The following is a 23,533-nucleotide window of genomic DNA, read 5'->3' on the forward strand; positions in this document are numbered from 1 at the left end:
CCGACCCGCCATGGCGCCGCTGACGCGTTCGTCCTGTCGGGACCTCTCATCAAGACCTCCGAAGCTCGTGCACGCCGGGGTCTCATCTTGCCGAATCCTTGAGGCGGTTCCGCAGTCGGCCCCGTGCGCGAGCACCTGGCCCACCTCCAACCGCGCCTGTTCACGCCCGGTTGGTCCCGTCGGACCCAACGGGACCAACCGGTGCGCCCGCAGTCCCGTGAGGGGCGACACGTACGAAGTCGCTGCGCCCGGTGACCGGGTTCAGCACCGCGACCTTCAGCGGGCTCCTGGCGGCGGCCTGGATACGAGAGAGCCAAGTCTGATTCGGTACCAGGATCGTCAGGTCCTTCGGCCACCGGGCGAGCGCTTTCGGGTCAGGGCACACCACACCGGCCAGGTTGAACCCGCCGTGTCCCCATCTCTCCCGGGAGTAGACGAGCAGCCCGTTGCCGTGGGCCGGGCTCTGATCGCCGTACTTGACCGCCTTGCCCGAAGCGGAACGGACCATCTGCGTGAAGGACTCCCAGACCAAGGCATCCAGGCCGACGTACTCGAAGAAGCCCGCCAGCCGCTGCAACTCCGCCTCCCGTGCCCGCTTCCGTTCCCGCGCGCGCTCCTCGACGGCTCGGCGACGTTGCACAGCGGCAGCGGCCCGTTCCGCGGCTTCCTGGCGAAGCCGCTCGGCGTCGGCGGCCCGTTCGACGGCCTCGGCCTCGGCCTCCAGCCGGGCGCGGGCGACGGCCAGGTGCTCGTAGGCGGGAGCCGTCCAATACACCGTGCCGTTCATGCCGGTGTGAATGTGTACCCGCTCGTCGAGGACCCACTTGATCGCGTCACCGAGCGAGCAGGTTATGTGCTCCCACTTGGCCCTCGCCTTCAGGGTGCGCGGCTCCCAGGCGTAGCGCACCATCCCGTGCCAAACCGTCCAGGTCTCGCCCCGCTGCCGTGGGAAGCGCACCCGCAGCGAGGGCACGACGCGCTCCCACGGCCGGTCCTGCAGGGCGACCCAGCACACCGCCACCCCGTCCTGTGCGTAGCGGTCCGTACGCATCCGGGCGTCCTGCGGCGTCATCGGCGACAGCTGCGCCTCCAAAGCCATGAAGGGGCGGCCGTGCGCGTCGAAGACCATCACGTCGGCGCGCCAGTTCCGGGTCTCGCTGCTGACTTCCAGGTCCGCCCGGAAGCCCGCCGCCCGGGCCGCCATGGCCAGCTCCAGCTTGAGCAGGTGGTGCTCCGGCGACTCGTTCGCCAGCTCGCAGTCCTCCGGCCGCACCTGGTGGTAGAAGTGCCGGGCACTGCGCTGCGAGACCCGGGCGAAGACCCGTCCCCGGCACTCCGGACACGCCAGCTCCAGCTCCTTGACGCGATGAACGTCCGTCCAGGCGCGACCGCACCCGAGATCGTCCAGCGATGCGTCCAGCCTGCCCCATAACGGGTGTACGGCCGTGTACCCCATCAGCCCCCCTCATGCGCCCCACCGCCGGCGTCCCCAACCCGGGACGGCCTCACGCCCCTCGCCCCCGGTGCGCCGCCGCGTATTCCCCGTCGTACGACGCCTGGTGGAGGGCGACGCCCGTCCCAGCCGGTGTCCGCTGCGCAGGTCACGTTCCCTTCCCCCGGCCCTCATAGGCCCCCGTCCGAGAGACGAATAGTCGTACCACAGAGGAAGATCAACTGTCCGCGTACAAGGATCTCAGATGTCCGCTCACCCGGACGGCCCGCTGTCCGTGACACCGCGCTCATCTGCCACCGGCATCTGTCCAAGACGCAACACGGACGACGGCGATGATCCGGCTGGATACGCTGACTGTCATGATCAGCTGAAAGGTGCCGCGTTGAGCCAGTACTTCGACATGGGCGACGAGACCCTGTGGAACCCGTCCAACGGAGCCTCTCGCATGTTCCAGCGCCTGGTGGCGGTCTTCGAGGCCGAGCTGAATCTCCCATCGGGCATCGGGCCGATGGAGAACGACGAGTGCCAGATCCACCCAGCCACTTTCGAGACCTTCGTCAACGCCCTGCTGGCGCAGCACCGAAGAACGAGCCACGCCATCATGCTCGCGCTTTCCGAAGGCTTCACCGCCACAGCGCTAGTGCTAGCAGAGCGCGCCGGAATCACGGTGGACTGGGCAGACCTCGGAGCTCCCTCGGATGCCCCGCTCGAAGACGTCCAGGTTACGGCTGGGACAGGATTGTCCGCCCCATCGGAAGGCGGAGCCTGGGGTGCGGGACTGCGTGAGAAGGCGAGGGAGCTGGGGCGGCGCATGCCCTGCTGACCCGGGCAATCGCGCATGACGAACGGACCACAGGACTCCAACCCGTGCTGCTCGCCACAAGAGTTCGGCGATTCCTGATGAGGACTCTTGAAAACGGCTCTGACCGCAGTTCCGTGAAGCAGGTGGTCGGCGCTTCCTGCTGGGGCAGGCGGATCCACCACCGAGTGCAGATGTCCGCACGTGTGACGGACGAGGCAGGGGCGAGCTGTCCAAGGCTGCCACCTGGTCGAGTGGTGCCCCCACGGCCTTCACCCAGTCAGAGCCAAGTAGATCGATTCTTCTTACGACGTTTGCGTGAAGCGGTGCATCTACGACGTTCCGGTGGAAATAACGGACACCGTCCATCGTCCATACGAAAGGTCGTCATGACACACACCCGCCTCGTTGGTCTGCTCGCCGTTGCGGCCATCGGCGTCGGCGCAGGAGTCGCCGCCGCACGTCCAGTGGCGTCTAACGCGGCACACTCTCGGAAGGCCGTAACGCACGTAGTCGCGGGCGGAGTACGCTTGGCGCCCGGGCAGACCGGGGTCGCCAACACCCCTGACTGCCCAGCCGGGGAGCTGATCACCGGGGGCGGCAGTTTCGTCTCCTCGAACACTGGCAACCCGGACAGCACCTTCGTCCTGAGCCGCAGCAGCCCCCGCTTCCCCTATGACAGCCGGCCCCTGCAATGGTCGGTCGCGGGCAAGAACACGGGTAGCTTCCCGGTGGACATCACTGTCTTCGGCCTCTGCTCGGAAGGCACTCTCGGCTCCGCTGCCACGGACGCGAGTGCGAGCCTGCCGACGGTCCCGCCCGGCCTCATGCCCGGGAAGTCACCTGGCACGCGCTGACCGTCGGGTCGTCGTGGGCCATGCGCTCACTGCAACACGATCACCTGGTTGAAAGCGGTGATGCTCATGTCTGGATGAGGATGCGGGTCCGCAGGAGTTCGAACGAGGCTCGGCCCTACATGGCTCACTTGAGTGTTTTCACGCGGTTGATGTGGCCTTCGACTCGACCGCGGCGGCGAGATTCTGCAGCAGGGGCCAGCGGTCGGCGACCTCCATCGCGTCAGGGGCTGGGAGTGCTCCGGCGCCGTCGGAGGGTCCAGCGGCTCCAGCAGTCGCATGCGTCCAGCGACCAGGTGCAGGCGGCGACACAGGCGTTCGCCGGCCCGGCCGCCGAGGTCGACGGAGTGGGGAGTTTCGGCGAACGTTTCGGCACCGGGCCGGCCGCCGTGCGGTGAGCCGGCCGAGGTCGCGGGTGCGGTCAGCGGAATCCTCGGTTGCCTCCGCGAGCACAACCGCACCGTACCCATCACGTCAAGCCCTGGTGCCGCCCGGACTATTCCGGCGTACCGCCGGGGGTCGGGATGACGCCGAGCTGTTGCAGCAAGCCGAGAAGGTCTTTGTCCGACCACTTCTCCGCCAGCCTGCCATCTTCAATGCGGTGAATCACCGTCGCCGTCATCGTGAGCTGGTTACCGGTGGCGGGGATGCCGGGGAGGTCCCTCTCGTGCACTCCGCGGGCCGTCAGCCGGGTGACGACTTTGTCGCCCTCCGCGATCTGGTCTTCGATCTCATGGGTCCCGGGCGTGGCCTCCCAGAAGAGACGGAACGCCTGCTTGAGCCCCTCGCGACCGGTCCCGAGCCCTGGAAACGGTGGCGGTGAATGGTCCTGGTAATCCTCGGCCACGAGATCGTCCATGGCCTCCACGTTGCCCTTGTCGATCTCCGCGTAGAAGCGGCGAACCAACCTCTTGTTCTCTTCGCTCGACACGGGACTCCTCTGCGCGCGGCGCAACGCTGAACCGGCCTTTACGCCCGGAAGCATGACCCGCCCAGCCATGGAATGGCGCCTCAGGCGCGCCCGGCCTCCGTGTGCGATCACCCGGAAGCACCCATGCGCGTCATTCAGCACGCCAGCAGCAGGACGCTGGTCGGGGGCCTGGTCCCAGCGGTGGCCGCTCACGCGGCGGACGCCGGTGGCGGCTGGGCTTGATCACCGCCTTGCGCATCGTCCGCCACCTCCTCCAGTCGCCCCCGCTCGTCCTTCCAGCTCACCGGCCTCTGCCCGGCGTGCCTGAGTGCGATAGTTGGTCCGCTTGGCCAAGCGCGGACACGGGGGAGCGGAGGGGCCGAGCTGGTCGTGTAGCGGGCTCTGTTTGACCTGTTTGACCTTGACACGGTGACAAGGTTTTCACTGGGCGCCAAGGAGGTGGTCTCGATGACGACTACGAAACAGGACACGGATGCGATACGAGCGCTCCAGGGGCTGGAGGACGGCCGTGCATCCGTGCGACTGCGAGCTGCTCTGGCGATCGGCACGACGCCTGACCCGCGCTTCGTCGACAAGCTCATCGAGCGCTGCGCGATCGAGCCCGAGTTCTTCGTCCGCGATATGTTGACCTGGGCGCTCACCCGCCACCCGGTGTCCATGACGCTCCCCCAGCTCGTCCGCGAAGTCCGCTCGGAGCGCCCGCAGGCACGGAGCCAGGCGCTGCACACGCTGTCCAAGATCGGGGACCGGCAGGCGTGGTCGGCGATCACACGGACGCTGTTGTCCGACGCCGACGACGAGGTGGCGCGGAGCGCTTGGCGGGCCGCGGTCGTGCTCGTGCCGGAAGGCGAGGAGTCCGCCTTGGCCGCAGTGCTGGCGACGCAGCTCGGGCGCGGCGAGCGGGAGGTGCGGCTGAGTCTCAGCCAGGCGCTGGTCACGCTGGGTGAAGTCATTGCGCCGGCTCTGCGTGTTGCGACGACGGACCCTGACCCACACGTACGAACACACGCGCTCGCCACGCAACGGCTGCTGCGCGACCCGGATGCCGGATTCGAGTTCGCGATCGAGGAAGCGAAGCGCGTCGTGGCTCTCGGCGGGACCGGCCAGGAGGGACGATAGGACGTGTTGATCGGTGAGGTGGCGCGACGGTCCGGGGTCAGTGCCCGCATGCTCCGACATTACGAGTCGCTCGGCCTCGTACGGCCTTCCGGTCGTAGGGGATCCGGATATCGGGAGTACTCCAGGGAGGACATCCGGCGGATCTTCCATATCGAGAGCCTGCGGTCGCTGGGGCTCTCGCTGCGTGAGATCGGGCGCGCACTCGACGATCCCGACTTCACGGCCTCGGCGCTCGTCGGCGACCTCGTCCGTCAGACTCGCGAACGCATCGCGGCCGAGACCGAATTGCTGACGCGGCTACGCCGGATCGAGGCCGCCGAGCCTGCCGGCTGGGAAGACGCCCTCCAGGTCGTTGCGCTCCTCCAGGCACTCGGCTCGAAGAGCGCCGACGCGCGTCAGCGCGCGGCCCTTTCCTCGGCCGGCGAGGTTCCGGTGCCGGTGGAGGCCTTGGTCGAGGCGGTACTGAGCGAGGCGGAGCCGAACGTCGCAGGAGCCCTTCGATGGGCGCTCGCGCGGTCGGGCGACGGTGGCGACGGCGGCTCGGCGCTGCTGGCGGAAGCCCTCGATTCACCGGTGGCCGCGGTGCGGGAACGTGCCGTTCGATCCCTCGCCGAGATGACCGGCGGTGAGGCTACCGCGCACCTGCGGCAGGCCCTCGCCAGCGCCGACGTCGTGGTCCGGGGGTATGCGGCTGTGGCGCTCGGGACACGTGGAGTGGCCGATGCCGTTCCGGCGCTCATCGACATGATCGCGGAAGGAATGAACGACACCGATGCAGCCGATGCGCTGGGCGCTGTGGCGAGCGACACCGCGATGGCGGATCAGATCGCGACCGGGCTCGTCGATCGCCTCGCCCACGACACCGCTGAAGCGCAGCCTGCACGCGGAAGGCTGGCCCAGGCGCTGGCAGCCATCCCGGGGACGAAGGCGACATGTGCCCTTGTGGAGCTATCACATGACGACGACCGCACCGTTGCGCTGACTGCGGCGTACCTTCTTCGGCTACGTTCCGCCCCTGGCGCCGACCGGGCGCGGACCACACCGCTCCCCCACGACTGAACAAGGTCGAGGGCGGCTGATGCCGGGCCGTGGCGAGGGGTTGGGCGAGCGGCTTGGACTTGTAGCAGGCGCCCTTCCGCAGCACCCGCGCCGGAAGATCTCCGGCCGCCCCGCGAACCGCGCGTACTGTGCCCCTTGACCTTGTTCGGCGTCGTTCCCTGGCGTCTTCCCAGCCGTCCTGATCCTCCAGGTCGACGTCCTACCGTCAGCGCCGGCTTCCGACGCCGACCTTGAGGATGGATTCCAATTCCGTGATCGGGGTGGGGGCGTAGGCGAGGAGCTCCATGCTGTGGCTGCCCTGTTCGTCAGTGAGGGTGCGCAATGCGGCCTCGTAGCCGCGCAGTTCGCTGAGCGGAGCGTGGGCGTGGGCGAGGGCGAGGATGAGGGTTTCGTCGGCCGATTCCTGTACCGCCTGGATGTCGCCACGGCGCTGGGCCAGGTCCGCGGTGACGGCGTCCGTGGTGGAGGAGGGCGCGGTGACCGCCACGCTCATCACGGGTTCCAGCAGGATGGGGGCGGCTCGTTGGACCGCGTTCCGGAAGGCCTCGGCTGCGGCGATCTGGAAGGTCAGAGCGCGGAGTTCACTCGATGGTGAGAGCCGCCGGTGACGGTCACCGTCAGGTCCACTACGGGGTAGCCGGCGAGCACCCCGGCCAGCGGGCGCCCTCGACGCCCTCCTGCACCGAGGGAATGAAGTTGCGGGGTATCGCTCCGTCGGCGCTCGTGTCGACAAATTCGTATACCGGACGGGGTTCATGGGGCTCCAGTGGGTGCTGCGGGTCCAGCGGGTCCAGGTCCAGCACGACGTGGGCGTACCCGCCTCGATCGCCGGCCTGCCTGATGATCCTCCCCTCCACCGCGCGGACAGGTGCGGTGATGGTCTCCCGGTACTTCACCCGCGGGGCACCGGTGTCGAAGTCCTCGCCGAAACCGTCGCGCAGGCGGGCGACCAGGTCCCGTAGATGCGGCTCTGATATGCCGCTGAGAATCACCTCGTCGGTGCCAGTGACGGCCCGGATCTCGCAGTCGGCGTCCGTCCTGGCGATGTGACCCAGGACGTCGGCGCGGGTCGCGTTGAGTCGTCAGTGGTTCATTGCTGTAGCGGTCAACAACGCTCGTGATCAATACACCTAGGGTGTGCGCATGAGCGAACATTCGAGCGAAGTGTCAGTCGAGCTCTATCCGGAGTTGGCTGTGCCAGGAGGTCTGAGAGAGGCGTTGACATGCGAGGCAGCTCGCCACGGACGCAGCGCCGACCCTATGGAGCCCGTTGAGGGGTTCGACCCCGCTGTCGCCGCATGCTGCGCACGTGGGGAGGCACGGTTCGCGGTATATGCGACGAACGACAACGAACGCGAGTTCCGTATCGAGATCTCCTCGGATTCCGGCTGGCCCTGGGGCGCCTTCGGCAGTACCGATGACCTCGCAGTGGTTGCCGCCATCCTGCACGAATGGCGTAATGGCTCACCGATCAGCCAACTGCGCCGCGAGTGGGCGTTGCTCGCGGCGGACCCGCTGAGCGCCGCACCGACCGGAAGGATCGTGTCGACTGCCTGGCGACTGACCTTGGAACGCTCGCGGGCGATCAGGTTGGGCGACGCCGAACTGGCCGAGGCGCTGTATGCGAAGCCGCCGCTTCGCGTCTTCTTCCCGTTTCCCTCGCACGGCCAGTTCAGCCTGCTCAGCAGCACCGCGGATCCGTTCCACGAGGAGGTTCCGCGTCTGATTCCGGCTGGAGAGGGATTGTGGAACGTGGTCACACCACATTCCACACCGTCCCCGTCACGTGTGCTGGGTTCCGGGCTCACTGCTGGTGAAGCCGCAGCGCTGGTGGCAGCGAACATCCCTGCGGACGCGGGCCCGGCCGTCGAGGGAGGCTGGCCGAAACGAGGAGGTACTACCTGACCTGCTGCAATCGCGCGCGAACCTGCATCACAGATCGGTTTTCGTCATCGTTCCAGAGCCTGTCTGACGAATCATCACTGGGCCGGGACGTGGTGCTCGGTTCAATTCTCTTGCCGTCCTGACGTCGGCCAGCGATTCTGTGCCAGTGCCAGGACAGGGGAAGAGGAAGCGGCGGCAAGCGGCCGAGAGGCAGCGGCTGGCTGCTCGCACTGCGCCGGATACGGGACGGTGGGAGGTGGTCTTCGAGACTCGGGACGAGTCGGAGATACGCGCGCAACTGCGCCGTCTTCGAGAAGCACGGATCGACGGGTCGATGATCCGGATCGAGACGCTGTGTGGCCGTCTGGTGCAGCAGACCACCTATCGGCTGAGCCGGTTCGTGGCGCACCCCGCGCCCGAGTCCGACCGCGAGCACTCTGATCATTGATGTTGTGGGGGTGGGCAGAGGCAGCGCGGACTCGCGTCGCCCGATGCAGGATGCGCTGGGCCTGAAGCCAATGCTGTTGCAGGCTGCCCGGGCCGTCCGGACTGTTTCTGAGGCGGTCGCTTTTCGCGGGCCGACGGACCATTGCGAGACTGATGACGGCAAGGGCTCAATGGCCCATGCCGGGTCGTCAAAGGACTTTGCAGGTCAGTTCGTACAGAGACGAAGACAGCGCGCCGATTGCCTGCGTTCGTTCTCCAAGACCTACCTCGGAGGGGATGATCTTCGCTCCCCCGATGAAGCTGACCTGGTCGGTTGCCTCATTCGCTTCGTGCGGAACCACGTCAATCGGCGCTTGGTGAACGAACGGCACGAACCGCTCGTCGAACTCGAACACGTCCCCTACGCGCATTCGTACCTTTTCAACGGGACCGCCGTCACCTCTACCGACGAGGATCTCGTCCGCACCATCCGGGTCCTGAACCCTTTTCGCTTCCAGAAACAAGAGCTTGGCGAAAGCTACAGCTGCAGCTGCAGCTGCCATGCCGGTCCGCCTGTGCTGCCGTTTCGCACAGCATATTGCTAAGTCATGGCACAGCCATCTTGCACTCCAGCCATAGATCGTGATCTTCATGCTTGAGCGGCTTGTCGTCGGTAGTGGCTGGTCTGGGATCGGGCCTGGTGGCGGCGTCGCCAGACGGACCAGCCAAGCCGGTGGACAGGGTCAAAGACGCGTTGGATGACGAGCGTGATGAACAGTCATTGGATCTCGTTGCAGGTGAGCGGTATCAGCTCGTCGGGTGAGGGATGACGGTCGCGTTCGTTCGCGCGGACGACGGCGAGGAAGGCGTGCGCCAGCATGGCCAGGGTGACCCAGCGGGACCAGGACGAGTAGCGGCGGACCTGGTGCTCGTCCAAGGCCGCCAAGCCCTTGCCGGACTGGAAAAACTCCTCGACCCGCCACCTTGATCCAGCGACGCGCACCAGGGTGGTCAGCGGCACTGCGACCGGCGAGTAGCAGCGGTAGTGCGCGAGTTCGCCGGTGCCGCGGTTGCGGCGGATCAGCACCTGCTGGCTCCCGGGCCGGGGGTCGGTGAGGTCGATGACGGCCCAGTCATAGACGCGGTGGCCCTTGGCTCCGGCCCCTGCGGACAGCTTCTGCCAGGCCCTCTTGGGCACCTTCCTGGCCAGCGTGTCCGCGCGGAACTTCCCGGCAACTGTGGTGAGTTCGTGCGAGCAGGCCACCGCGAGGACGTAGCCGGTGCCGCGTTCCTCCAGCGCGGCGCGCAGCCTCGGGTTGCCGCCGTAGACCTCGTCTCCCGCGACCCAGGCGGCCCGGCGGCCGGCGTCGGCGACCTGGGCGTTCTCGATCCTGCCCGCGGTGCGGGTGTACTGCCGCTGAGCACCGACAGTGTCGGTGCCCTTCTTCACGTCGCCGGTCTCGTCGACAACCAGGACAGCCTCGTCGTCGTGCAAATGCTCGACCACGTAGGCGCGCACGTCGTCGCGGACCTGGTCGGCGTCCCACTTGGCCCGCCCGAGCAGGTGCTGCATGCCGTCCGGGGTTTTGTCCCCGGCCCACTCGGCGATGGTCCAGCAGCTCTTGCGCGGCAGGTCGGGACAGCAGGCCGAGTACCAACTTCCGGGCCCGGCACCGGGATTCCACCCGCGTGAACCGTCCCGCTATCCGGCTCATCAGGCCCTCGAACGCTTCCTGCCAGCGGGGCAGGGTCTAGGCTGTGACCTGCGGCCACAGCATGAACGTTTGTCTTCACACACCGATGACCAACGGTGGCCGCGCCCGTCTCCACAGCACGTCAGGGTCGCGCAGCGTGTGCCTGCCGTCCTGTAGTTGGAGGACTTGTGCAACGTGGCGAAGTCTGGTGGGTTCAGTTCGACGAGCGGAGGTTGGTCGTACTGCTGTCGGGAGAGGACACGTCCGGGATCCGGGTGATGCAGGTCGTCGCTCCGGCGGGCGTCGACATCGGCGGTCTGGGCATCGAAGTGATGGTGGGCGCCGGTGAAGGACTGCCGTTCGAAGGCGTGCTGCGCCTCGCGTTCCCGCGTCCAGGCTTCACCCCGTGCACGTGGCTGACCACTGTGTCCCGGGACGACCTGATAGAGCGGGAGGCCGTCCTGTCCTCCCTGAAGCTCAGCGAGATTGACGGCGCCCTCCGACTCGCCGAACAAACGCAGGAGCAGACCCCGGCAACGACCGCGAAGCTCAGCGAGATACGGGACGCCCTCCGTCTCGGTGAACTCGGGTAGACGAAGAAGGAGCCGACGCCCGTGACGGCGTGGGCGATCTCGGGCGAGATGATCCACGCTGGCCTCGGCGCCCCTCACCATCGAGATCACGATCTACGGCTGGAATACTAGGCAGCGCATGCCGTGAGGTTCCCCCGCTGGGTGGGAGTGGCTGACCAGCTGGTCAGGCGGGTTGACGTGGTTTCAGGTTCACCGATTCGGCCGTTGCCTGGTCGGCGTAGGCGTGCCTCCGCCCGGCGACGGACCAGCGTGAGCAGGGCGTGCCGGCTGATGCTCAGGCGACGCCACCGGCGGGTGCCGAGGTTTACGTTCTCCGGGGCCGATGCCATGGGGGTGCGGCTCGGTCGGGGCCCGTTCACCAGCGAACGGCGGTGAAGTCGACCGGTCGGGGCTGCAACAGTCGCGTGCGCTCTGCCAGCGTTTTCAACCGACTCGACATCTCGTCGGCGGGCAGCCGCCGGCGATCGCCGTGGCCCGGCAGGACCCATTCGAACCGGAGCCGTCCGGCCGCCCTGGCCAGTGAGGCGGCCAGCTCCTCAATGGAGTACCAGGTCACGCTTTCCGCGACTTCCAGATCACCGGTGGTGCGTGACCAGTAGAAGCTGTCCCCGCTGAAGCAGTACCGGTCGTCTGCGAGGTAGAGCACGCTGCCCCGAGTGTGTCCGGGCAGCGGGTGGGCGGTGACCCCCTCGCTGATCTCCAGAGGTTCGAGACCCCCGATCACCTGGTCCGCGTCCGGCGCCGCATCGAGGTCGCCCTCGTGGATCCACAGCCGGGCGCCGAAATGGTCCGCGTAGCGGCGGCCGTGTGCGGCGTGGTCGCGGTGGGTGAGTAGCACATCGGTGACCTGGCCCGATGCTGCGTAGCGCTCGGCGAGTTCACGGCTCCAGCGCGGTGTGTCGATCATCATGACCGTCCGGGAGGGCCGCAGAAGCAGGTAGGAATTGGCCCCGGCCGTGTGCTGTGAGTTGTGCCCGCACAACAGTACGCCGCTGTCCAAAGCCATCGGAAAGGGATCGAGCCCCTGGTCCGGTTGCCCGGAGGTAGGGCGGATCGAGCGGGTGGGGCAGGCGAAGACGGCTGCGTGTAAGCGGCCGGTCTCCATTTCATCGCGCGGCGGGCGCAGAATCTGGGACTTTCCGTCAGCCTCGCCGATCAGCTCGGGCGCGAGCTGTCGAGCGACATCGCAGTTGAAGCAACGGTCGTCCACGTACCAGCCGTCCACGGCAAGTGTCCTTCCAGGGGGCAACGACCCCCGATCGGGGCCGCCTTTCAGGGATACCCCACCCGCAGCCGAAATCGGTAGGCCCTGCCGATCTTGTACTTCCGGTCCCAACGCGTTCTCCGGCCCCCCGATCGACGCCAGAGTCATCCAACAGACCTGGAGGACGTCGAGGGCGACGCCGGCAGGCGGGAGGCCAGGTCGGGGGCGGTGCGGCTGCGGGCTGCGGGCTGCGGCCCGGCGTTGCCTCAGGTGACGGTCGGCTGCGTCCAAGCTCGCACCGCCGCCGATGACGGACCGGCAAGCCTCCGTCGTGCGGGATCCGCCCCATATGCCTCGCGGGTCCGGTCATACGCCGCCGGACCAGCGAACAGCTACCGGTGCTTGCTCGGCAGCTTCAGCGAGACGAGACCGCCCGCCAGCGCGCCGACCGCGACGAGCATCGCGGTCACGGAGATGGCGTGCGCCGACGCGTTCGCGGTGTGGCTGCCGACGGCGCTCAGATACACGCTGCCGTACGCCGCGATGCCGAGCACCTGGGCGATCTGGGCCGAGGTCGTCATCACTCCACTGGCGTCCGCCACATCGGCCGGCCTGACCTTGGCGAGCGAGACGGTCAGCAGCGGGCTGGTGACGTAACCCATGCCGATACCGACGACCAGTTGGAGCAGCGGCAGGGCGAAACCACCGTGCCCGTTCGAGCGCATGTCGAAGCCGATGCCGAGGTATCCGAGCGCCGCGACCGCGCACCCGGTGGCGATCAGCGGCCGGTGGAGCCGTTCGGGCACCTTCTGCCAGGTGAGGCTGCCGGTCGCCACGCCGAGGGCGAGCGGTGCGAAGACAAGGCCGGTACGGGTCGCTGATTCGCCGAGCCCGGACTGCATGTGCTGGGAGAAGGAGAACAGGAAACCGGCGTACCCGGCCATCGCGAAGAACATCGCGGTCGCGGCGGGGACCAGCCCGGGCGTCTTCAGCACCCTGCCGGGCACCAGGGGCGCACCGCCCCGCCGTGCGACCGCCCGCTCGACGAGGGTGAAGACCACGAGCATGGGGACGGACGCGACGAGGGAGATCTGCATCCACAGGGGCCACCCCCGCTCGTGGCCCATCACCAGCGGGACGACCAGCAGAAGCAGGGCCACGGTCAAGGTGATCAGGCCGAGGACGTCCAAGCCCTTGGAGCCGGCCGGCTTGCCATGCGGCAGCAGACGCAGTCCGGCGATGACGAGTACGACGCCGATCGGCACGTTGATCAGGAATACCGCGCGCCAGCCGCTGCCGAAGAGGTCGGCGCTGACCAGCAGACCGCCGGCGACCTGACCGACGACCACGCCAAGGCCGATGGTCGCCGCATACAGGCTCAACGCCCGGGCACGGGCGGCGCCTTCGAAACGGAGCTGAATCAAGCTGTAGATCTGCGGCATCGTCATGGCCGCGCCGATGCCCTGCACCAAGCGGGCGCCGATCAGGACGCCAGAGTTGGGGGCAAGACCGCAGCCGAGCGAGGCCGCGGTGAACGTGATCACCCCGAACAGGAACATGGCGCGGAAGCCGTTGCGGGCGCCGAGGCGGGCACCGGTGACCAGCAAAGTGGCGTACGCGATGGTGTAGCCGGAGACGATCAGCTGGAGCGCCGAGCCGCTCGTGCCGAGGTCGGTACGGATGGTCGGGGCCGCGATGTTGACGATGGTCGAGTCGAGCAGGGCCATGAAGACGGCGCCCAGCATGACGACCAGCAAGCGGTTGTTGTGACGGTGGTGTGCTGCCGTGTCCGGAGCCGGCGGCGGGATGGCTCCGGGGTCCGCCATGGCAGCCCGGTTCTGTGTCGTCTCATTCATGACGGCGATGATCCTGGTGGTGACATACCGCTACCAGATACCCAGTTATCCCGGTAGCGGGGGTATCTGGCTACGGTGTGAAAGCGTCCCGCACACTGTGATGGTGACGCACGACAAACACCCGGCCGCCGCAGGCAACGAGGCACACAGACGCTCCGAACTGGGGGCGTTCCTCAGGCTCCGGCGTGAACGGGTCACACCGCAGGACGTGGGCATCTCGCACAGCACGCGCCGGCGTACGCCGGGGCTGCGGCGCGAGGAGGTCGCGCAGCTCTCCGGGATCGGCGTCGCCTGGTACACGTGGCTGGAGCAGGGGCGGCGTATCAACCCGAGCGTCCAGGTCCTGGACGCGATCGCGCGGACGCTGAAACTCGACCGGACGGAACGCGACCATCTGTACCGGCTCGCGGACGTGCCCAGCGTGCCGTTGGACGCGTCGGGGCGGCAGCCGCAGCCGCCGGAGAACCAGACGATCCTGGATGCGCTGACTCCGCTGCCGGCGAGCATCGTCAGCGCGCGATACGACCTGCTCGCCTTCAACGACGCGTACGCAGCGCTCGATCCGGCGATCGTGCTGGTGCCGGAAGCGGAGCGCAACATCATGTGGCACCTGTTCACGGTCGGACAGCATCTGCAGCCGCTGGTGGAGTGGGAGCGGGAGACGTCCTTCATGGTGGCGCAGTTGCGGTCGGCGTCGGGGCAGCGGCTGGGCGATCCGCACTGGACCGAGTTCATCCGGAAGCTGTCGGAGACGAGCCCGCAGTTTGCCGAGGTATGGGCCAGGCACGAGGTGGCCGCCTCGGAGACGCGGCGGAAGTCGTTCTGGACGGTGGACGGGGAGCTGCTCGGGGTGACGACGACGGCATTCGCGATCGCGTCATCGCCGGACGTGAAGATGTGGATCTATACGCCGGAAGACGCGAGGACGGAGCGGTTGCTGGAGGGGCTGGTGGAGCGGTACCGGAACGTGGGGGCGGCGGAGATGCTGCGGCAGGGGGTACGGACGGGGTTGCCTGCCTGAGGGCCTTCCCCCGGGACCGGGAACCTTCCCACACCTTGGAGCGGTCCTCAGCACAACCCCGACGCAGCCCCATGCCGATACACGAGCTCGCCCTGCTGCTCTACTGCCGACGCACCCACGGCCGCCTCGCCCCCGCCGCGGCGTGGACTCAAGGGTGAGACCGCACCCGACCCCTCAAGGCGCTCCCCCAAGGCCTTGCCCCAACCCCCTTTCCCTACATGCCGATCGGCATGTCATCGGGTCATGATCCAATGGTGTGATGGCATGGGATGAATGGGATAGCGCAAAAGCGGACGTAACCGCGCAACAGCAAGCCTCGATGCGACTCAACCAACTGCCGGGCGGCCCCACGGGCGGCGGACAGGACGACCTTGTCGTGCACCAGGACGACCTCGGCGCTGTGGGCCATGAGGCCTTCTTGCTCTACAGCCAGTTGCAGAAGGGGGCTGACATCGCCGGCGCTGGCGCCGACAAGGAGGGGGCCGGCTCCACGATGCAGGCAGCAGCAGCCTTGAAAGGCAGCAACTTCGCCCTCGGGAATGAGCTGGAGACGACGGTATCCGTGTGGACCTCGCAGGCCAAGAGCATCCTTCAGGCCTGTGCGCACATATCGAACCACCTGGACTACTCGAAGAAGGCGCACGCCGAGAACGACGCCGCGATCGCCGCGTCCCTCCGGAATCGCGACGGCTCGGCCGTGTCCGTTTCCCGCCTCAACGAGTACTTCAAGTAGGGGAAGAACGCATCGTGAACTACACCGAACTCATGGAAATCGACCTCGGCAAACTGGGGACGGCGGTCGCCGACTGGAAGCGCGTAGCCGGGGAGATGCAGCGGCTTGGCGGCGAGGCGCGCGACGGCATGAAGGCGAAGGCTGACAAGGCACGCTGGGAGGGTGTCAACGCAGGCGTGACCCGTGACTTCGTCGGCAAAACGGTGAAGGAGTTCGAGGACCTCCACAAGGAGGCGCAGAGCATCTTCAGTGTCCTCGATGACGCGCACACCGAACTGAAAAGCATCCAGCAGCAGGCCAGGAGCGTGACCGCCGAGGCCAAGGCGAAGGGCTTCAGCGTCACCGGACGCAAGGACGGGACCATAGTGATCGCGGATGCCCTCATTTGCGAGGTGGGCGGGCCCGGGCAGAGAAAACGCGACATGATGCAGTGGTACGCAGACACACTGACCGGGATCGTGAGCCACGCCACCGAGGTGGACGCAGCTGCGGTACGTGCGCTGCGCGCGAGCCACGGCGGCGATCCGACCAACGCCGGCCACGCGGCGTACACGTCGCTCGACCAGGACATGCTGCCCCGCGCCGTGAAAATCGCCGGGCTGGGGGAAGATGCCAACGACAAGCAGCGCGCGGAGCTGCGGCGGCTGTGGCAATCCCTCAGTCCCGAGGCCCGGGCGCAGCTGTGGACGCAGCACAAGGACGACCTGCTGGCGGCAGGTCTGTTGACCCCTTCGGTCAAGCGAGTGGCCGCTGACGACGGCGCGGGACCGTACGACGTCGATTCACCCGGCTTCGGAGACTACTGGAAGGAGTTCCAGGCCAACGGGATCTCGAACAGCGGTGACTTCATCGGCAAGACGGATGCGGCCCGGCACATGGATCACTATCTGAACGGGACCGGCAAGACCCTCGACCTCGACGTCGACCGGATGCTGAGCGAAGAGAACGACACGGTCCTGCGTGACGTGTCGGCGACGACGCGCGCCAAGCAGGAGGACGAATGGCGCCGCCAGGCCCTGGACGCCTTCGCGCAGTCGGGCGGCAAACCCGTCGCGATCCCCGTGGAGACCTCGGGTCAGGGTTACACCCACGACAAGGGTCCGGACGGCACGGCAAACTGGTACCTGGCCGTGGGCAGCGCCATGACGAATACCACGGGTGTCGTGACGGCACTGCCGGGCCCGGACGGCAAACCGCAGGTCAACATCGACTATCAGGTCAATGTGTGGGACCGGTACAACTGGGATCCCGGAAAGGCCACACCCATCGGTCCGACCACGGTGACCGACGCCGATATGGCCCGAATGCACACGACGGGACAGGCCAGGGAATTCGACATGAGGGGAAGCAGTTCGGTGCAGCAGCACGACCTGAGTTCGGGCGGATCCTGGCCTGAGCCGAAGGACCCGGGACGGGACGGCACACGTACGGACATCGGCCGGAACGGGGACGCCCGATGAACGTGGGCGCGCGAAACTGGTGGCACCCGGCACTGGTCGCCGGGGTGGCCGTGCTCACCGGGCTGGCGACCGGGTGTTCGGGGACGACGGGGAACGGCACCCCGGCAGCGGACCGCTCATCGGGGCAGGTGTCGCACTGGGTGGACGGGGCCTCCGTGGAGTCGGTCGCCAAGACGTTGCAGGTGCAGTTGCCTGCGGCGGCAACCGAGGCGAAGGCGGCGCACCTGGAGGGGCTGCAGGACGACGGCCTGATCATGGCATTCGTCCTCCCCACGGGCGAGGTGGACAAGTTCGTCGCACAGCTGAAGCCCGAGGAACCCCTCAGCCTGCGGGAACAGCCACTCGCCCGCAGCACCAACCCATCGACGCCGTTCACGCATTTGGGGCTGCCGGAGCCCGATCTGCTGGCGAGGGTCCGCGAGGGCCAGGTGTGCGCGCCGTGCGAGGACAACCTCAACTGGCTGAAGGTCGCAGTGGTCCAGGTCGACGACCGCACCAGCCGGGTCTATCTCAGCGGCGTTGACTGAGAGTGGCTGGCCGGGGCCGACGTCTCGATGGCCAGGGATACGGCGAGGGCGCCGAGCACCGTGCCCATCAGGTAGCGCTGCACCTTCAGCCAGGAGGGGTGGCGGGACAGGAAGCCCGCGATCGTGGCGGCGGCGAGCACGATGGTCAGGTTGACCGCGACGCTGACCACGATCTGGATCGAGCCGAGTGCGAGGCCCTGGAAGAGGACGTGGCCGCTGTCCAGGTCGATGAACTGGGGAATGAGGGAGAGGTACATGATGGCGATTTTCGGGTTGAGCAGGTTCGTCACCAGGCCCATGGTGAAGAGTCTGCCCGGCGAGTCGTACGGCACCTCCTGCGGGTGGAAGAGGGAGACGCCGCCCGGTTTCAGGGCGTTCCAGGCCAGGTAGGCGAGGTAGGCGGCGCCGGCCAGCTTCACCGCGAAGTACAGCTCGGGCACGGCGATGAACACGACCGACAGGCCCACGTTCGTGGCGACCAGATACAGCATGAAACCCAGTGCCACACCGCCGAGGGAGATCAGCCCGGCGCGCCGGCCCTGGGTGATGCTCCGGGAGACGAGATAGATCATGTTCGGGCCAGGGGTGAGAACCATGCCGAGTGCCACCACCGTCACGCCGAGGATCCCGCTCGGTTCAAGCACGCCATTCCCTCATTTCTTGGTACGGCGCATCGCCGTCCTCCGCAGGTGACTTGGCGGCGTTGTGGACGTGCTGGGCGACGGCGAGGTCGTGGGTGAGGTCCACCCTCGGTGCATTCGGTGGTGCACCCAGGATTGCATTGAGTCGAGTGTGGAACAGCGGGGTCATGTCCCGGTAGGCCGTGGACTTCCGTATCGCCTTGGGGATCGCGTCCCGGCCGATCGAGTGTGAGTCGAAGCCGCACCGGCGGCAATCGGGCAGGCACGTGGAGGTGCTGACGAGCAGTAAGGGATTGGTTGTCGTCGTGTTCACTGAGCCCGGAGCTCCTCTCCTTGGAATCGGTGCAATACGAGAGGGTATTACCGTCCCTAGCTCAGTGCAACCACAGGATTGCACTGAGTGCAATCCTGTGGTTGGATGAACGCCCGCCGGGCGGACGAGGGGAACTGGTATGACCAAGAACTTCCAGAGCGTTGCGGACGCGGTGGCCGCGGAGATCGCGGCCGGTTCCCTCCGGCCCGGCCATCGCCTCCCGACACAGCGCGAGTTCGCACGGCAGCACGGCATCGCCAACTCCACCGCCACGCGCGTGTACAAGGAACTGGCCCGCCGCGGCCTGACGGTGGGCGAGGTGGGACGCGGGACGTTCGTGCGCGCGGTATCCGCCGGATCCGGATCCCCCGCCCCCGCCCTCACGGAACCGGCGGTCGGCCGGATCGACCTGGAGCTCAACTACCCGGCCGTACCCGGGCAGAGCGCACTCCTTGCGGAAGGGCTGAAGGGACTGTTGCGCCCCGACGCCCTCGGGCACGCGCTGAGGCCGGTGGGCGCGTCCGGCCTCCCGGCCGTCCAGGAGTCCGCCGCCGACATCCTCGCCCGCGGAAACTGGCGCCCCGACCCCTCTCGGGTCCTTTTCGCGGGCAACGGACGACAGGCCCTCTCGGCCGTCATCACCGCCCTCGTGCCACCAGGCGGGCGTCTCGGCGTCGAGGAGCTCACGTACCCCGTCATCAAGGCCGTGGCCGCCAGGCTCGGCATCACCCTGGTCCCGCTCGCCATGGACGACGACGGGCTGATCCCGGAGGCCGTCGAGGAGGCCCACGCCGGGGCCCCGCTGCACGCCGTCTACGTACAGCCGAGACTGCACAACCCGCTCTCGCTCACGATGTCCGAGCAGCGCGTCGAACGTCTGGCCGAGGTCCTGCTGCGGTTGCGGCTCCCTGCGGTCGAGGACGCCATCTGGGCGTTCCTGCGCGACGAACTGCCGCCGCTCGCCGCCTACGCCCCCGAACGAACCGTCCTGATCGACAGCCTGTCCAAGCGGGTCGCCCCCGGTCTGACCCTCGGCTTCGCGGTGGCCCCCGCCACCCTGGCGGGTGAGGTCGCCGCCTCCCTGCGGTCGGGCGGCTGGGCCCCCATGCGTTTCGCCATGGAGGCCGCCCACCGCTGGCAGCAGGACGGCACCGTGAAGAAGCTGGTGGCCGCCAAACAGCGGGAGGCGGCGGTACGGCAGGAGGTCGCGGCCCGGCACCTCGCCGGGTTCACCGTGCGAACCGAGCCGCGTTCCTTCCACTGCTGGTGGCAACTGCCGCGCCCCTGGCGGGCGGACACGTTCGTCGCCGCCGCCGCGCGGCACGGCATCGGGGTGGTACCGGCGGCCGCGTTCACCGTCGGCGCCAACCACGCGCCCAACGCCGTTCGCCTGGGGCTCGCCTCCCCACAGCCGGACGTCCTGTCCCAGGCGCTCGCCACGCTCGTCGAACTCGCCCGATCCACCCCGGAGGACCTCGTCACCGACTGAGACCCCGGTGGGGCGTGGGCGGGCCAGCCGATGGGGAATACGAGGTCCCGGGGGGACGGGCCCCCGGGCGCGGCGCGGCTTCAGTCGTCGCTTCCGACACCGCGATCGGGTGCGCTCATGTCCCCCGTCGCGGGGATGCCGTCGACGAGCCCGTAACGCAGATACACGGTGCCCTTCGGGCTGGCTGCCGGCGGTTCGAGGAGCCTGACGTTGGTGGGCACCGCGCCATCGTCGAACACCTTCTTCCCGACGCCGAGCACGATCGGGTGCACCCACAGGTCGAGACGGTCGAAGAGCTTCTCGCGCAGAAGGGTCTGTACGAGGTTCAGGCTCCCGACGACCTTCACGTGCTCGTGCCGGTCACGGATCTCGCGCACCGCGCCGGCGAGGTCCGGGCCGAGCTGCGTGGACCCGGCCCACGAGAGGTCGGGCCGGCCGCGGGAGGCCACGTACTTCGGGACGCTGTTGAAGAGCGTGGCGATCTCGTTGTCCTCGCCGCCCTCCTGGTGGGGCCAGTAGGCGGCGAAGATGTCGTAGGTCCGCCGGCCGAGCAGGAGGGCGTCCGTGCCCTCGTACGCGGCACCGACCTGCGCCCCGGCGACCTCGTCCAGCAGGGGCGCCTGCCAGCCGCCGAACGGGAAGCCCACCGGGTCCTCGTCCGGGCCGCCGGGCGCCTGCCCGACGAGATCGAGGGTTGCGAACAGCTCGATGTGAATGAGGCCCATGACGTGCTCCCTATGCGTTGGATATCCCGTTCAGTAGGTAGACCCGCGGGCGCCGCCAGACTCATCGCTGCGGCGGCACCCGACCTCGCACTCGCCAGCCGCCGGCCGGACCGTCCTGGCGCGGGGCCCGGGCGGGGCCGTGCGGCGGGGGTGCGCCCGTCAGGGGGCCGGGGGCGGGGCTCCCGGGTCCTTGCGGTCGGGGTCGTCCTTCGTTTTCCCGGGTGCCTCGTCCTGCGCCGGGCCGATGCGGATCTCGAAATCGCCCTCGTACTTCTCGTGGCCCGCGATCACGGCCTCCTCCATCGCCTCCTCGGCGAGTTCGCCGCGGACGATCAGCGGGTCTTGGCGGAGGTCCCGCAAGAGGGCCCAGCACATGCCGATCATCACCAGGACGAACGGGGCCGCGACGAGGATCGTCAAGTGTTGCAGGCCCGCGAGGGCGTCGCCCTTGCCCTCACCGACGAGCAGCATCACGGCCGCCACGCCACCGGTCACCACGCCCCAGAAGACGACGACGAACCGGGCGGGTTCGAAGGTGCCCCTCTGGGAGAGGGTGCCCATCACGATCGACGCCGCGTCGGCGCCGGAGACGAAGAAGATGCCGACCAGGATCATCACGAGCAGGCTCATCACACCGGCGATCGGGAACTCCTGGAGCACGCCGAAGAGCTGCGCTTCGGGCGTCGTCGCGCCGCCGAGCTTTCCCTGCTCCTTCAGGCGCATGGCCGTACCGCCGAAGATGGCGAACCAGACCAGGCTCACTGCGCTGGGCACCAGGATGACGCCGCCGACGAACTGACGGATCGTACGGCCCCGGCTGATGCGGGCGATGAACATACCGACGAACGGCGTCCAGGAGATCCACCAGGCCCAGTAGAAGACCGTCCAGCTGCTCAGCCAGTCGGCGACGTCACCGCCGCCGGTGGACGCCTCGGTGCGGCCGATCAGCTGGGGCAGCTCGTCGAAGTAGGCGGCGAGGGAGGTGGGGATCAGGTCGAGGACCATGATGGTGGGGCCTACGACGAACACGAAGACCGCGAGGACGACGGCCAGCACCATGTTGATGTTGGAGAGCCACTGGATGCCCTTCTCCACGCCGGAGACGGCGGAGAAGACGAAGCAGACGGTCAGCACGCCGATGATGGCGACGAGGAGCCCCGTCCCGGCCTTGCTCAGCCAGCCCACCTCGTGCATGCCGCTGCCGATCTGGAGCGCGCCGAGCCCCAGGGACGTGGCGGAGCCGAACAGCGTGGCGAAGATCGCCAGGATGTCGATCACCCGGCCGGGTGCGCCCTCGGCGCGCTTCTTCCCGAGGAGCGGGACGAAGACGGCGCTGATCGTCTGCCGCCTGCGGCGCCGGAAGGTGCTGTACGCGATGGCCAGGCCGACCACCGCGTAGATGGCCCACGGGTGCAGCGTCCAGTGGAAGAGCGTGGTGGCGAGCGCGGTCTGCATGGCGTCCGCCGAGTCGGCGGGGTCGGTGCCCGGAGGCGGAGTGGTGTAGTGCGCGAGGGGTTCGCTGACGCCGTAGAACATCAGGCCGATGCCCATGCCGGCGCTGAACATCATGGCGACCCAGGAGACGGTGCTGAACTCCGGCTTCTCGTGCTCCTGGCCCAGCTCGATCCGTCCGTACCTGCTGATGGCGAGCCAGAGCGCGAAGACGACGAACCCCGAGGCGACCAGGACGAACGCCCAGCCGGCGTTGTGCATCAGGCCGTTCAGCAGGGTGTCGGAGACGCTCTCCAGCGAGCTGGTGGCCGTGGCGCCCCAGATCACGAAGCCCAAGGTCAGCACGGCCGTCACGCCGAAGACCACCCGGTCGGTGACGGGCTCCTTGTCCTCGTGCGGGTGGCGGCCGGGCAGGGCCGCCTTCACGGGCAGCCGCAGTCTTTGCCCCCGTTTACGTTGCTCCTCGGACACAGGCGGCACCTTTCGCGATCACGGCCCGATTTGGCTTCTGCTATCCCGTACCACGGCGCGCACACCAGTCCCGGTATCAACAGGCGTCGGTCGGGTGCCCCGCTGTGAGGTGCTAGGCCGCACGGGTGTCGAGGAGGAGCGGCACGAGGGCTCGCTGCGACTGGCGCCGCGGTACGGACCTGGCCCGGTGAGGTGAACCTGTACCTCGGATGGCGGCGGGGACGGTGACAGCGGTGGCAGCCCGCCGGGTCGCGCCCAAGGCTCGATGCCGGAGACGAGTACGGGTACGGGTACGGGTACGGGTACGGGTACGAGGGAAGGGCAGCAGCCAATGCCGCAAGCCGAGGGGGAGGGCGTCACCGCGCGCCCGACCGGTTCCGTGGATCAGCCTCGGAGCAGAGCCGGACACCTGCGGGCTGCGATCAAACGAACCAATCTGCTACCGGCATTCCTGGTGCTCACGGTCATGATGGTGGCTCTGTGGCTCATGGGCATGCCATTTCTGCAGGCCCTGACGATTTCGACCGCAGTGAAGATCGCGTTGGCTCTGCTCGAACTCCGTCGGCTGCCCGACCCTCCCGGCCGCTGACGGGCGGGCCGGCCCGCCAAGCCGAGACGCCAGTTCCCGGTCCGTGTCCACGACGGGGTGGATGGCTACGGCGGGGACGGTATGCCCGTGTCCCCGCCGTAGCCTTCGTGGCCCTGTATCGGCCCTGGTCGCTCAGCTCACGCGCTCGATGCGGGCCCGGCGGATCAGGTTCTTGCCCGGCTCCCGCACCTTCTCGAAGGCCGCGTTGTTCAGCAGGACACAACTACCCGACGGACCGTT

At 68.1% G+C, this 23,533-nt stretch carries 23 protein-coding genes and 1 pseudogene; 12 read left to right on the top strand and 12 right to left on the bottom strand.

Annotated elements, in window-relative coordinates; all coding sequences use genetic code 11:
• Nucleotides 1-160 precede the first annotated feature (160 nt).
• Nucleotides 161-1,456, bottom strand: coding sequence for a competence protein CoiA (locus tag ACZ4TG_RS08040; RefSeq protein ID WP_468160593.1), 1,296 nt, complete (start codon nt 1,454-1,456; stop codon nt 161-163).
• Nucleotides 1,457-1,697: 241 nt separating this feature from the next.
• Here ACZ4TG_RS08040 and ACZ4TG_RS08045 point away from each other — a divergent pair, with 241 nt between their 5' ends.
• Entirely contained in the window at nt 1,698-2,276 is a 579-nt protein-coding gene (locus ACZ4TG_RS08045) for a DUF6086 family protein (protein WP_468160594.1), read from the top strand.
• A gap of 1,326 nt (nt 2,277-3,602) precedes the next feature.
• Here ACZ4TG_RS08045 and ACZ4TG_RS08050 read toward each other — a convergent pair.
• On the bottom strand, nt 3,603-4,037 hold the full coding sequence (locus ACZ4TG_RS08050) for an ester cyclase (protein ID WP_468160595.1): 435 nt from the start codon (nt 4,035-4,037) through the stop codon (nt 3,603-3,605).
• A 447-nt stretch (nt 4,038-4,484) separates the two neighbouring features.
• On the opposite strand from ACZ4TG_RS08050, the gene ACZ4TG_RS08055 reads away from it, so the two are divergent.
• Both ACZ4TG_RS08055 and ACZ4TG_RS08060 read left to right on the top strand, forming a co-directional pair.
• Complete coding sequence (locus tag ACZ4TG_RS08055) at nt 4,485-5,156, top strand: HEAT repeat domain-containing protein (RefSeq protein WP_468160596.1); 672 nt, start codon at nt 4,485-4,487, stop codon at nt 5,154-5,156.
• 3 nt (nt 5,157-5,159) lie between these two features.
• Nucleotides 5,160-6,215: a MerR family transcriptional regulator gene (locus ACZ4TG_RS08060; RefSeq protein ID WP_468160597.1), complete on the top strand. Its 1,056-nt coding sequence runs from the start codon at nt 5,160-5,162 to the stop codon at nt 6,213-6,215.
• A 205-nt stretch (nt 6,216-6,420) separates the two neighbouring features.
• On the opposite strand, the gene ACZ4TG_RS08065 is transcribed toward ACZ4TG_RS08060, so the two are convergent.
• Both ACZ4TG_RS08065 and ACZ4TG_RS08070 read right to left on the bottom strand, forming a co-directional pair.
• Nucleotides 6,421-6,711, bottom strand: a complete 291-nt coding sequence (locus ACZ4TG_RS08065) for a hypothetical protein (RefSeq protein WP_468160598.1) — start codon at nt 6,709-6,711, stop codon at nt 6,421-6,423.
• 130 nt (nt 6,712-6,841) lie between these two features.
• Entirely contained in the window at nt 6,842-7,207 is a 366-nt protein-coding gene (locus ACZ4TG_RS08070; RefSeq protein WP_468160599.1) for a hypothetical protein, read from the bottom strand.
• A 151-nt stretch (nt 7,208-7,358) separates the two neighbouring features.
• On the opposite strand from ACZ4TG_RS08070, the gene ACZ4TG_RS08075 reads away from it, so the two are divergent.
• Together ACZ4TG_RS08075 and ACZ4TG_RS08080 are read left to right on the top strand one after the other, a co-directional pair.
• Nucleotides 7,359-8,120, top strand: coding sequence for a DUF6193 family natural product biosynthesis protein (locus ACZ4TG_RS08075; protein ID WP_468160600.1), 762 nt, complete (start codon nt 7,359-7,361; stop codon nt 8,118-8,120).
• Between the two features lie 235 nt (nt 8,121-8,355).
• Nucleotides 8,356-8,547: a hypothetical protein gene (locus ACZ4TG_RS08080; RefSeq protein ID WP_468160602.1), complete on the top strand. Its 192-nt coding sequence runs from the start codon at nt 8,356-8,358 to the stop codon at nt 8,545-8,547.
• A gap of 187 nt (nt 8,548-8,734) precedes the next feature.
• On the opposite strand, the gene ACZ4TG_RS08085 is transcribed toward ACZ4TG_RS08080, so the two are convergent.
• Both ACZ4TG_RS08085 and ACZ4TG_RS08090 read right to left on the bottom strand, forming a co-directional pair.
• A complete protein-coding gene (locus ACZ4TG_RS08085) occupies nt 8,735-9,088 on the bottom strand; it encodes a hypothetical protein (RefSeq protein WP_468160604.1) in 354 nt (117 codons plus the stop codon).
• A gap of 86 nt (nt 9,089-9,174) precedes the next feature.
• Nucleotides 9,175-10,240 (bottom strand): annotated as a pseudogene (locus tag ACZ4TG_RS08090) (IS701 family transposase).
• A 167-nt stretch (nt 10,241-10,407) separates the two neighbouring features.
• On the opposite strand from ACZ4TG_RS08090, the gene ACZ4TG_RS08095 reads away from it, so the two are divergent.
• The gene (locus ACZ4TG_RS08095; RefSeq protein ID WP_468160605.1) at nt 10,408-10,812 is read left to right on the top strand and encodes a type II toxin-antitoxin system PemK/MazF family toxin; all 405 of its coding nucleotides are present in this window, start codon (nt 10,408-10,410) and stop codon (nt 10,810-10,812) included.
• 355 nt (nt 10,813-11,167) lie between these two features.
• Here the strand turns inward: ACZ4TG_RS08095 and ACZ4TG_RS08100 are convergent, their stop codons facing one another.
• Both ACZ4TG_RS08100 and ACZ4TG_RS08105 read right to left on the bottom strand, forming a co-directional pair.
• Nucleotides 11,168-12,037 (bottom strand): MBL fold metallo-hydrolase, encoded by an 870-nt coding sequence (locus tag ACZ4TG_RS08100; RefSeq protein WP_468160606.1) that lies wholly within the window; start codon nt 12,035-12,037, stop codon nt 11,168-11,170.
• A gap of 371 nt (nt 12,038-12,408) precedes the next feature.
• Nucleotides 12,409-13,872, bottom strand: a complete 1,464-nt coding sequence (locus ACZ4TG_RS08105) for an MFS transporter (protein ID WP_468160607.1) — start codon at nt 13,870-13,872, stop codon at nt 12,409-12,411.
• Between ACZ4TG_RS08105 and ACZ4TG_RS08110 the strand changes: the two genes are divergently transcribed.
• The 4 genes from ACZ4TG_RS08110 to ACZ4TG_RS08125 all read left to right on the top strand — a co-directional run bounded on the left by ACZ4TG_RS08110 (nt 13,871) and on the right by ACZ4TG_RS08125 (nt 17,613).
• On the top strand, nt 13,871-14,893 hold the full coding sequence (locus ACZ4TG_RS08110) for a helix-turn-helix transcriptional regulator (RefSeq protein WP_468160608.1): 1,023 nt from the start codon (nt 13,871-13,873) through the stop codon (nt 14,891-14,893). The two genes, ACZ4TG_RS08105 and ACZ4TG_RS08110, sit on opposite strands and share 2 nt — an antisense overlap.
• A 259-nt stretch (nt 14,894-15,152) precedes the next feature.
• On the top strand, nt 15,153-15,626 hold the full coding sequence (locus ACZ4TG_RS08115; protein WP_468160609.1) for a hypothetical protein: 474 nt from the start codon (nt 15,153-15,155) through the stop codon (nt 15,624-15,626).
• A 14-nt stretch (nt 15,627-15,640) separates the two neighbouring features.
• Nucleotides 15,641-17,086, top strand: a complete 1,446-nt coding sequence (locus ACZ4TG_RS08120; RefSeq protein ID WP_468160610.1) for a hypothetical protein — start codon at nt 15,641-15,643, stop codon at nt 17,084-17,086.
• A complete protein-coding gene (locus ACZ4TG_RS08125; RefSeq protein ID WP_468160611.1) occupies nt 17,083-17,613 on the top strand; it encodes a hypothetical protein in 531 nt (176 codons plus the stop codon). The genes ACZ4TG_RS08120 and ACZ4TG_RS08125 overlap by 4 nt, the downstream gene beginning before the upstream one ends.
• On the opposite strand, the gene ACZ4TG_RS08130 is transcribed toward ACZ4TG_RS08125, so the two are convergent.
• Together ACZ4TG_RS08130 and ACZ4TG_RS08135 are read right to left on the bottom strand one after the other, a co-directional pair.
• On the bottom strand, nt 17,592-18,257 hold the full coding sequence (locus ACZ4TG_RS08130; protein ID WP_468160612.1) for a LysE family translocator: 666 nt from the start codon (nt 18,255-18,257) through the stop codon (nt 17,592-17,594). The two genes, ACZ4TG_RS08125 and ACZ4TG_RS08130, sit on opposite strands and share 22 nt — an antisense overlap.
• A complete protein-coding gene (locus ACZ4TG_RS08135; protein ID WP_468160613.1) occupies nt 18,250-18,567 on the bottom strand; it encodes a hypothetical protein in 318 nt (105 codons plus the stop codon). Before ACZ4TG_RS08135 ends, ACZ4TG_RS08130 begins: the two co-directional genes overlap by 8 nt.
• A gap of 139 nt (nt 18,568-18,706) precedes the next feature.
• Between ACZ4TG_RS08135 and ACZ4TG_RS08140 the strand changes: the two genes are divergently transcribed.
• Complete coding sequence (locus ACZ4TG_RS08140; protein ID WP_468160614.1) at nt 18,707-20,056, top strand: aminotransferase-like domain-containing protein; 1,350 nt, start codon at nt 18,707-18,709, stop codon at nt 20,054-20,056.
• Between the two features lie 80 nt (nt 20,057-20,136).
• Here the strand turns inward: ACZ4TG_RS08140 and ACZ4TG_RS08145 are convergent, their stop codons facing one another.
• Nucleotides 20,137-20,781 (bottom strand): dihydrofolate reductase family protein, encoded by a 645-nt coding sequence (locus ACZ4TG_RS08145; protein ID WP_468160615.1) that lies wholly within the window; start codon nt 20,779-20,781, stop codon nt 20,137-20,139.
• Between the two features lie 159 nt (nt 20,782-20,940).
• Entirely contained in the window at nt 20,941-22,665 is a 1,725-nt protein-coding gene (locus ACZ4TG_RS08150; RefSeq protein WP_468161420.1) for a BCCT family transporter, read from the bottom strand.
• A 370-nt stretch (nt 22,666-23,035) separates the two neighbouring features.
• Here ACZ4TG_RS08150 and ACZ4TG_RS08155 point away from each other — a divergent pair, with 370 nt between their 5' ends.
• Complete coding sequence (locus ACZ4TG_RS08155; protein WP_468160616.1) at nt 23,036-23,293, top strand: hypothetical protein; 258 nt, start codon at nt 23,036-23,038, stop codon at nt 23,291-23,293.
• Nucleotides 23,294-23,533 lie beyond the last annotated feature (240 nt).

It is taken from the genome of Streptomyces sp. NPDC028314, from assembly GCF_055565795.1.

What these genes read in the sequence shown, in the direction of transcription:
- ACZ4TG_RS08040 (WP_468160593.1), bottom strand. Translation starts at nt 1,456, where the DNA reads ATGGGGTACACGGCCGTACACCCGTTATGGGGCAGGCTGGACGCATCG.
- ACZ4TG_RS08045 (WP_468160594.1), top strand. Translation starts at nt 1,698, where the DNA reads ATGTCCGCTCACCCGGACGGCCCGCTGTCCGTGACACCGCGCTCATCT.
- ACZ4TG_RS08055 (WP_468160596.1), top strand. Translation starts at nt 4,485, where the DNA reads ATGACGACTACGAAACAGGACACGGATGCGATACGAGCGCTCCAGGGG.
- ACZ4TG_RS08075 (WP_468160600.1), top strand. Translation starts at nt 7,359, where the DNA reads ATGAGCGAACATTCGAGCGAAGTGTCAGTCGAGCTCTATCCGGAGTTG.
- ACZ4TG_RS08085 (WP_468160604.1), bottom strand. Translation starts at nt 9,088, where the DNA reads ATGGCAGCTGCAGCTGCAGCTGTAGCTTTCGCCAAGCTCTTGTTTCTG.
- ACZ4TG_RS08110 (WP_468160608.1), top strand. Translation starts at nt 13,871, where the DNA reads ATGACGGCGATGATCCTGGTGGTGACATACCGCTACCAGATACCCAGT.
- ACZ4TG_RS08105 (WP_468160607.1), bottom strand. Translation starts at nt 13,872, where the DNA reads ATGAATGAGACGACACAGAACCGGGCTGCCATGGCGGACCCCGGAGCC.
- ACZ4TG_RS08115 (WP_468160609.1), top strand. Translation starts at nt 15,153, where the DNA reads ATGGCATGGGATGAATGGGATAGCGCAAAAGCGGACGTAACCGCGCAA.
- ACZ4TG_RS08125 (WP_468160611.1), top strand. Translation starts at nt 17,083, where the DNA reads ATGAACGTGGGCGCGCGAAACTGGTGGCACCCGGCACTGGTCGCCGGG.
- ACZ4TG_RS08140 (WP_468160614.1), top strand. Translation starts at nt 18,707, where the DNA reads ATGACCAAGAACTTCCAGAGCGTTGCGGACGCGGTGGCCGCGGAGATC.
- ACZ4TG_RS08145 (WP_468160615.1), bottom strand. Translation starts at nt 20,781, where the DNA reads ATGGGCCTCATTCACATCGAGCTGTTCGCAACCCTCGATCTCGTCGGG.
- ACZ4TG_RS08155 (WP_468160616.1), top strand. Translation starts at nt 23,036, where the DNA reads ATGCCGCAAGCCGAGGGGGAGGGCGTCACCGCGCGCCCGACCGGTTCC.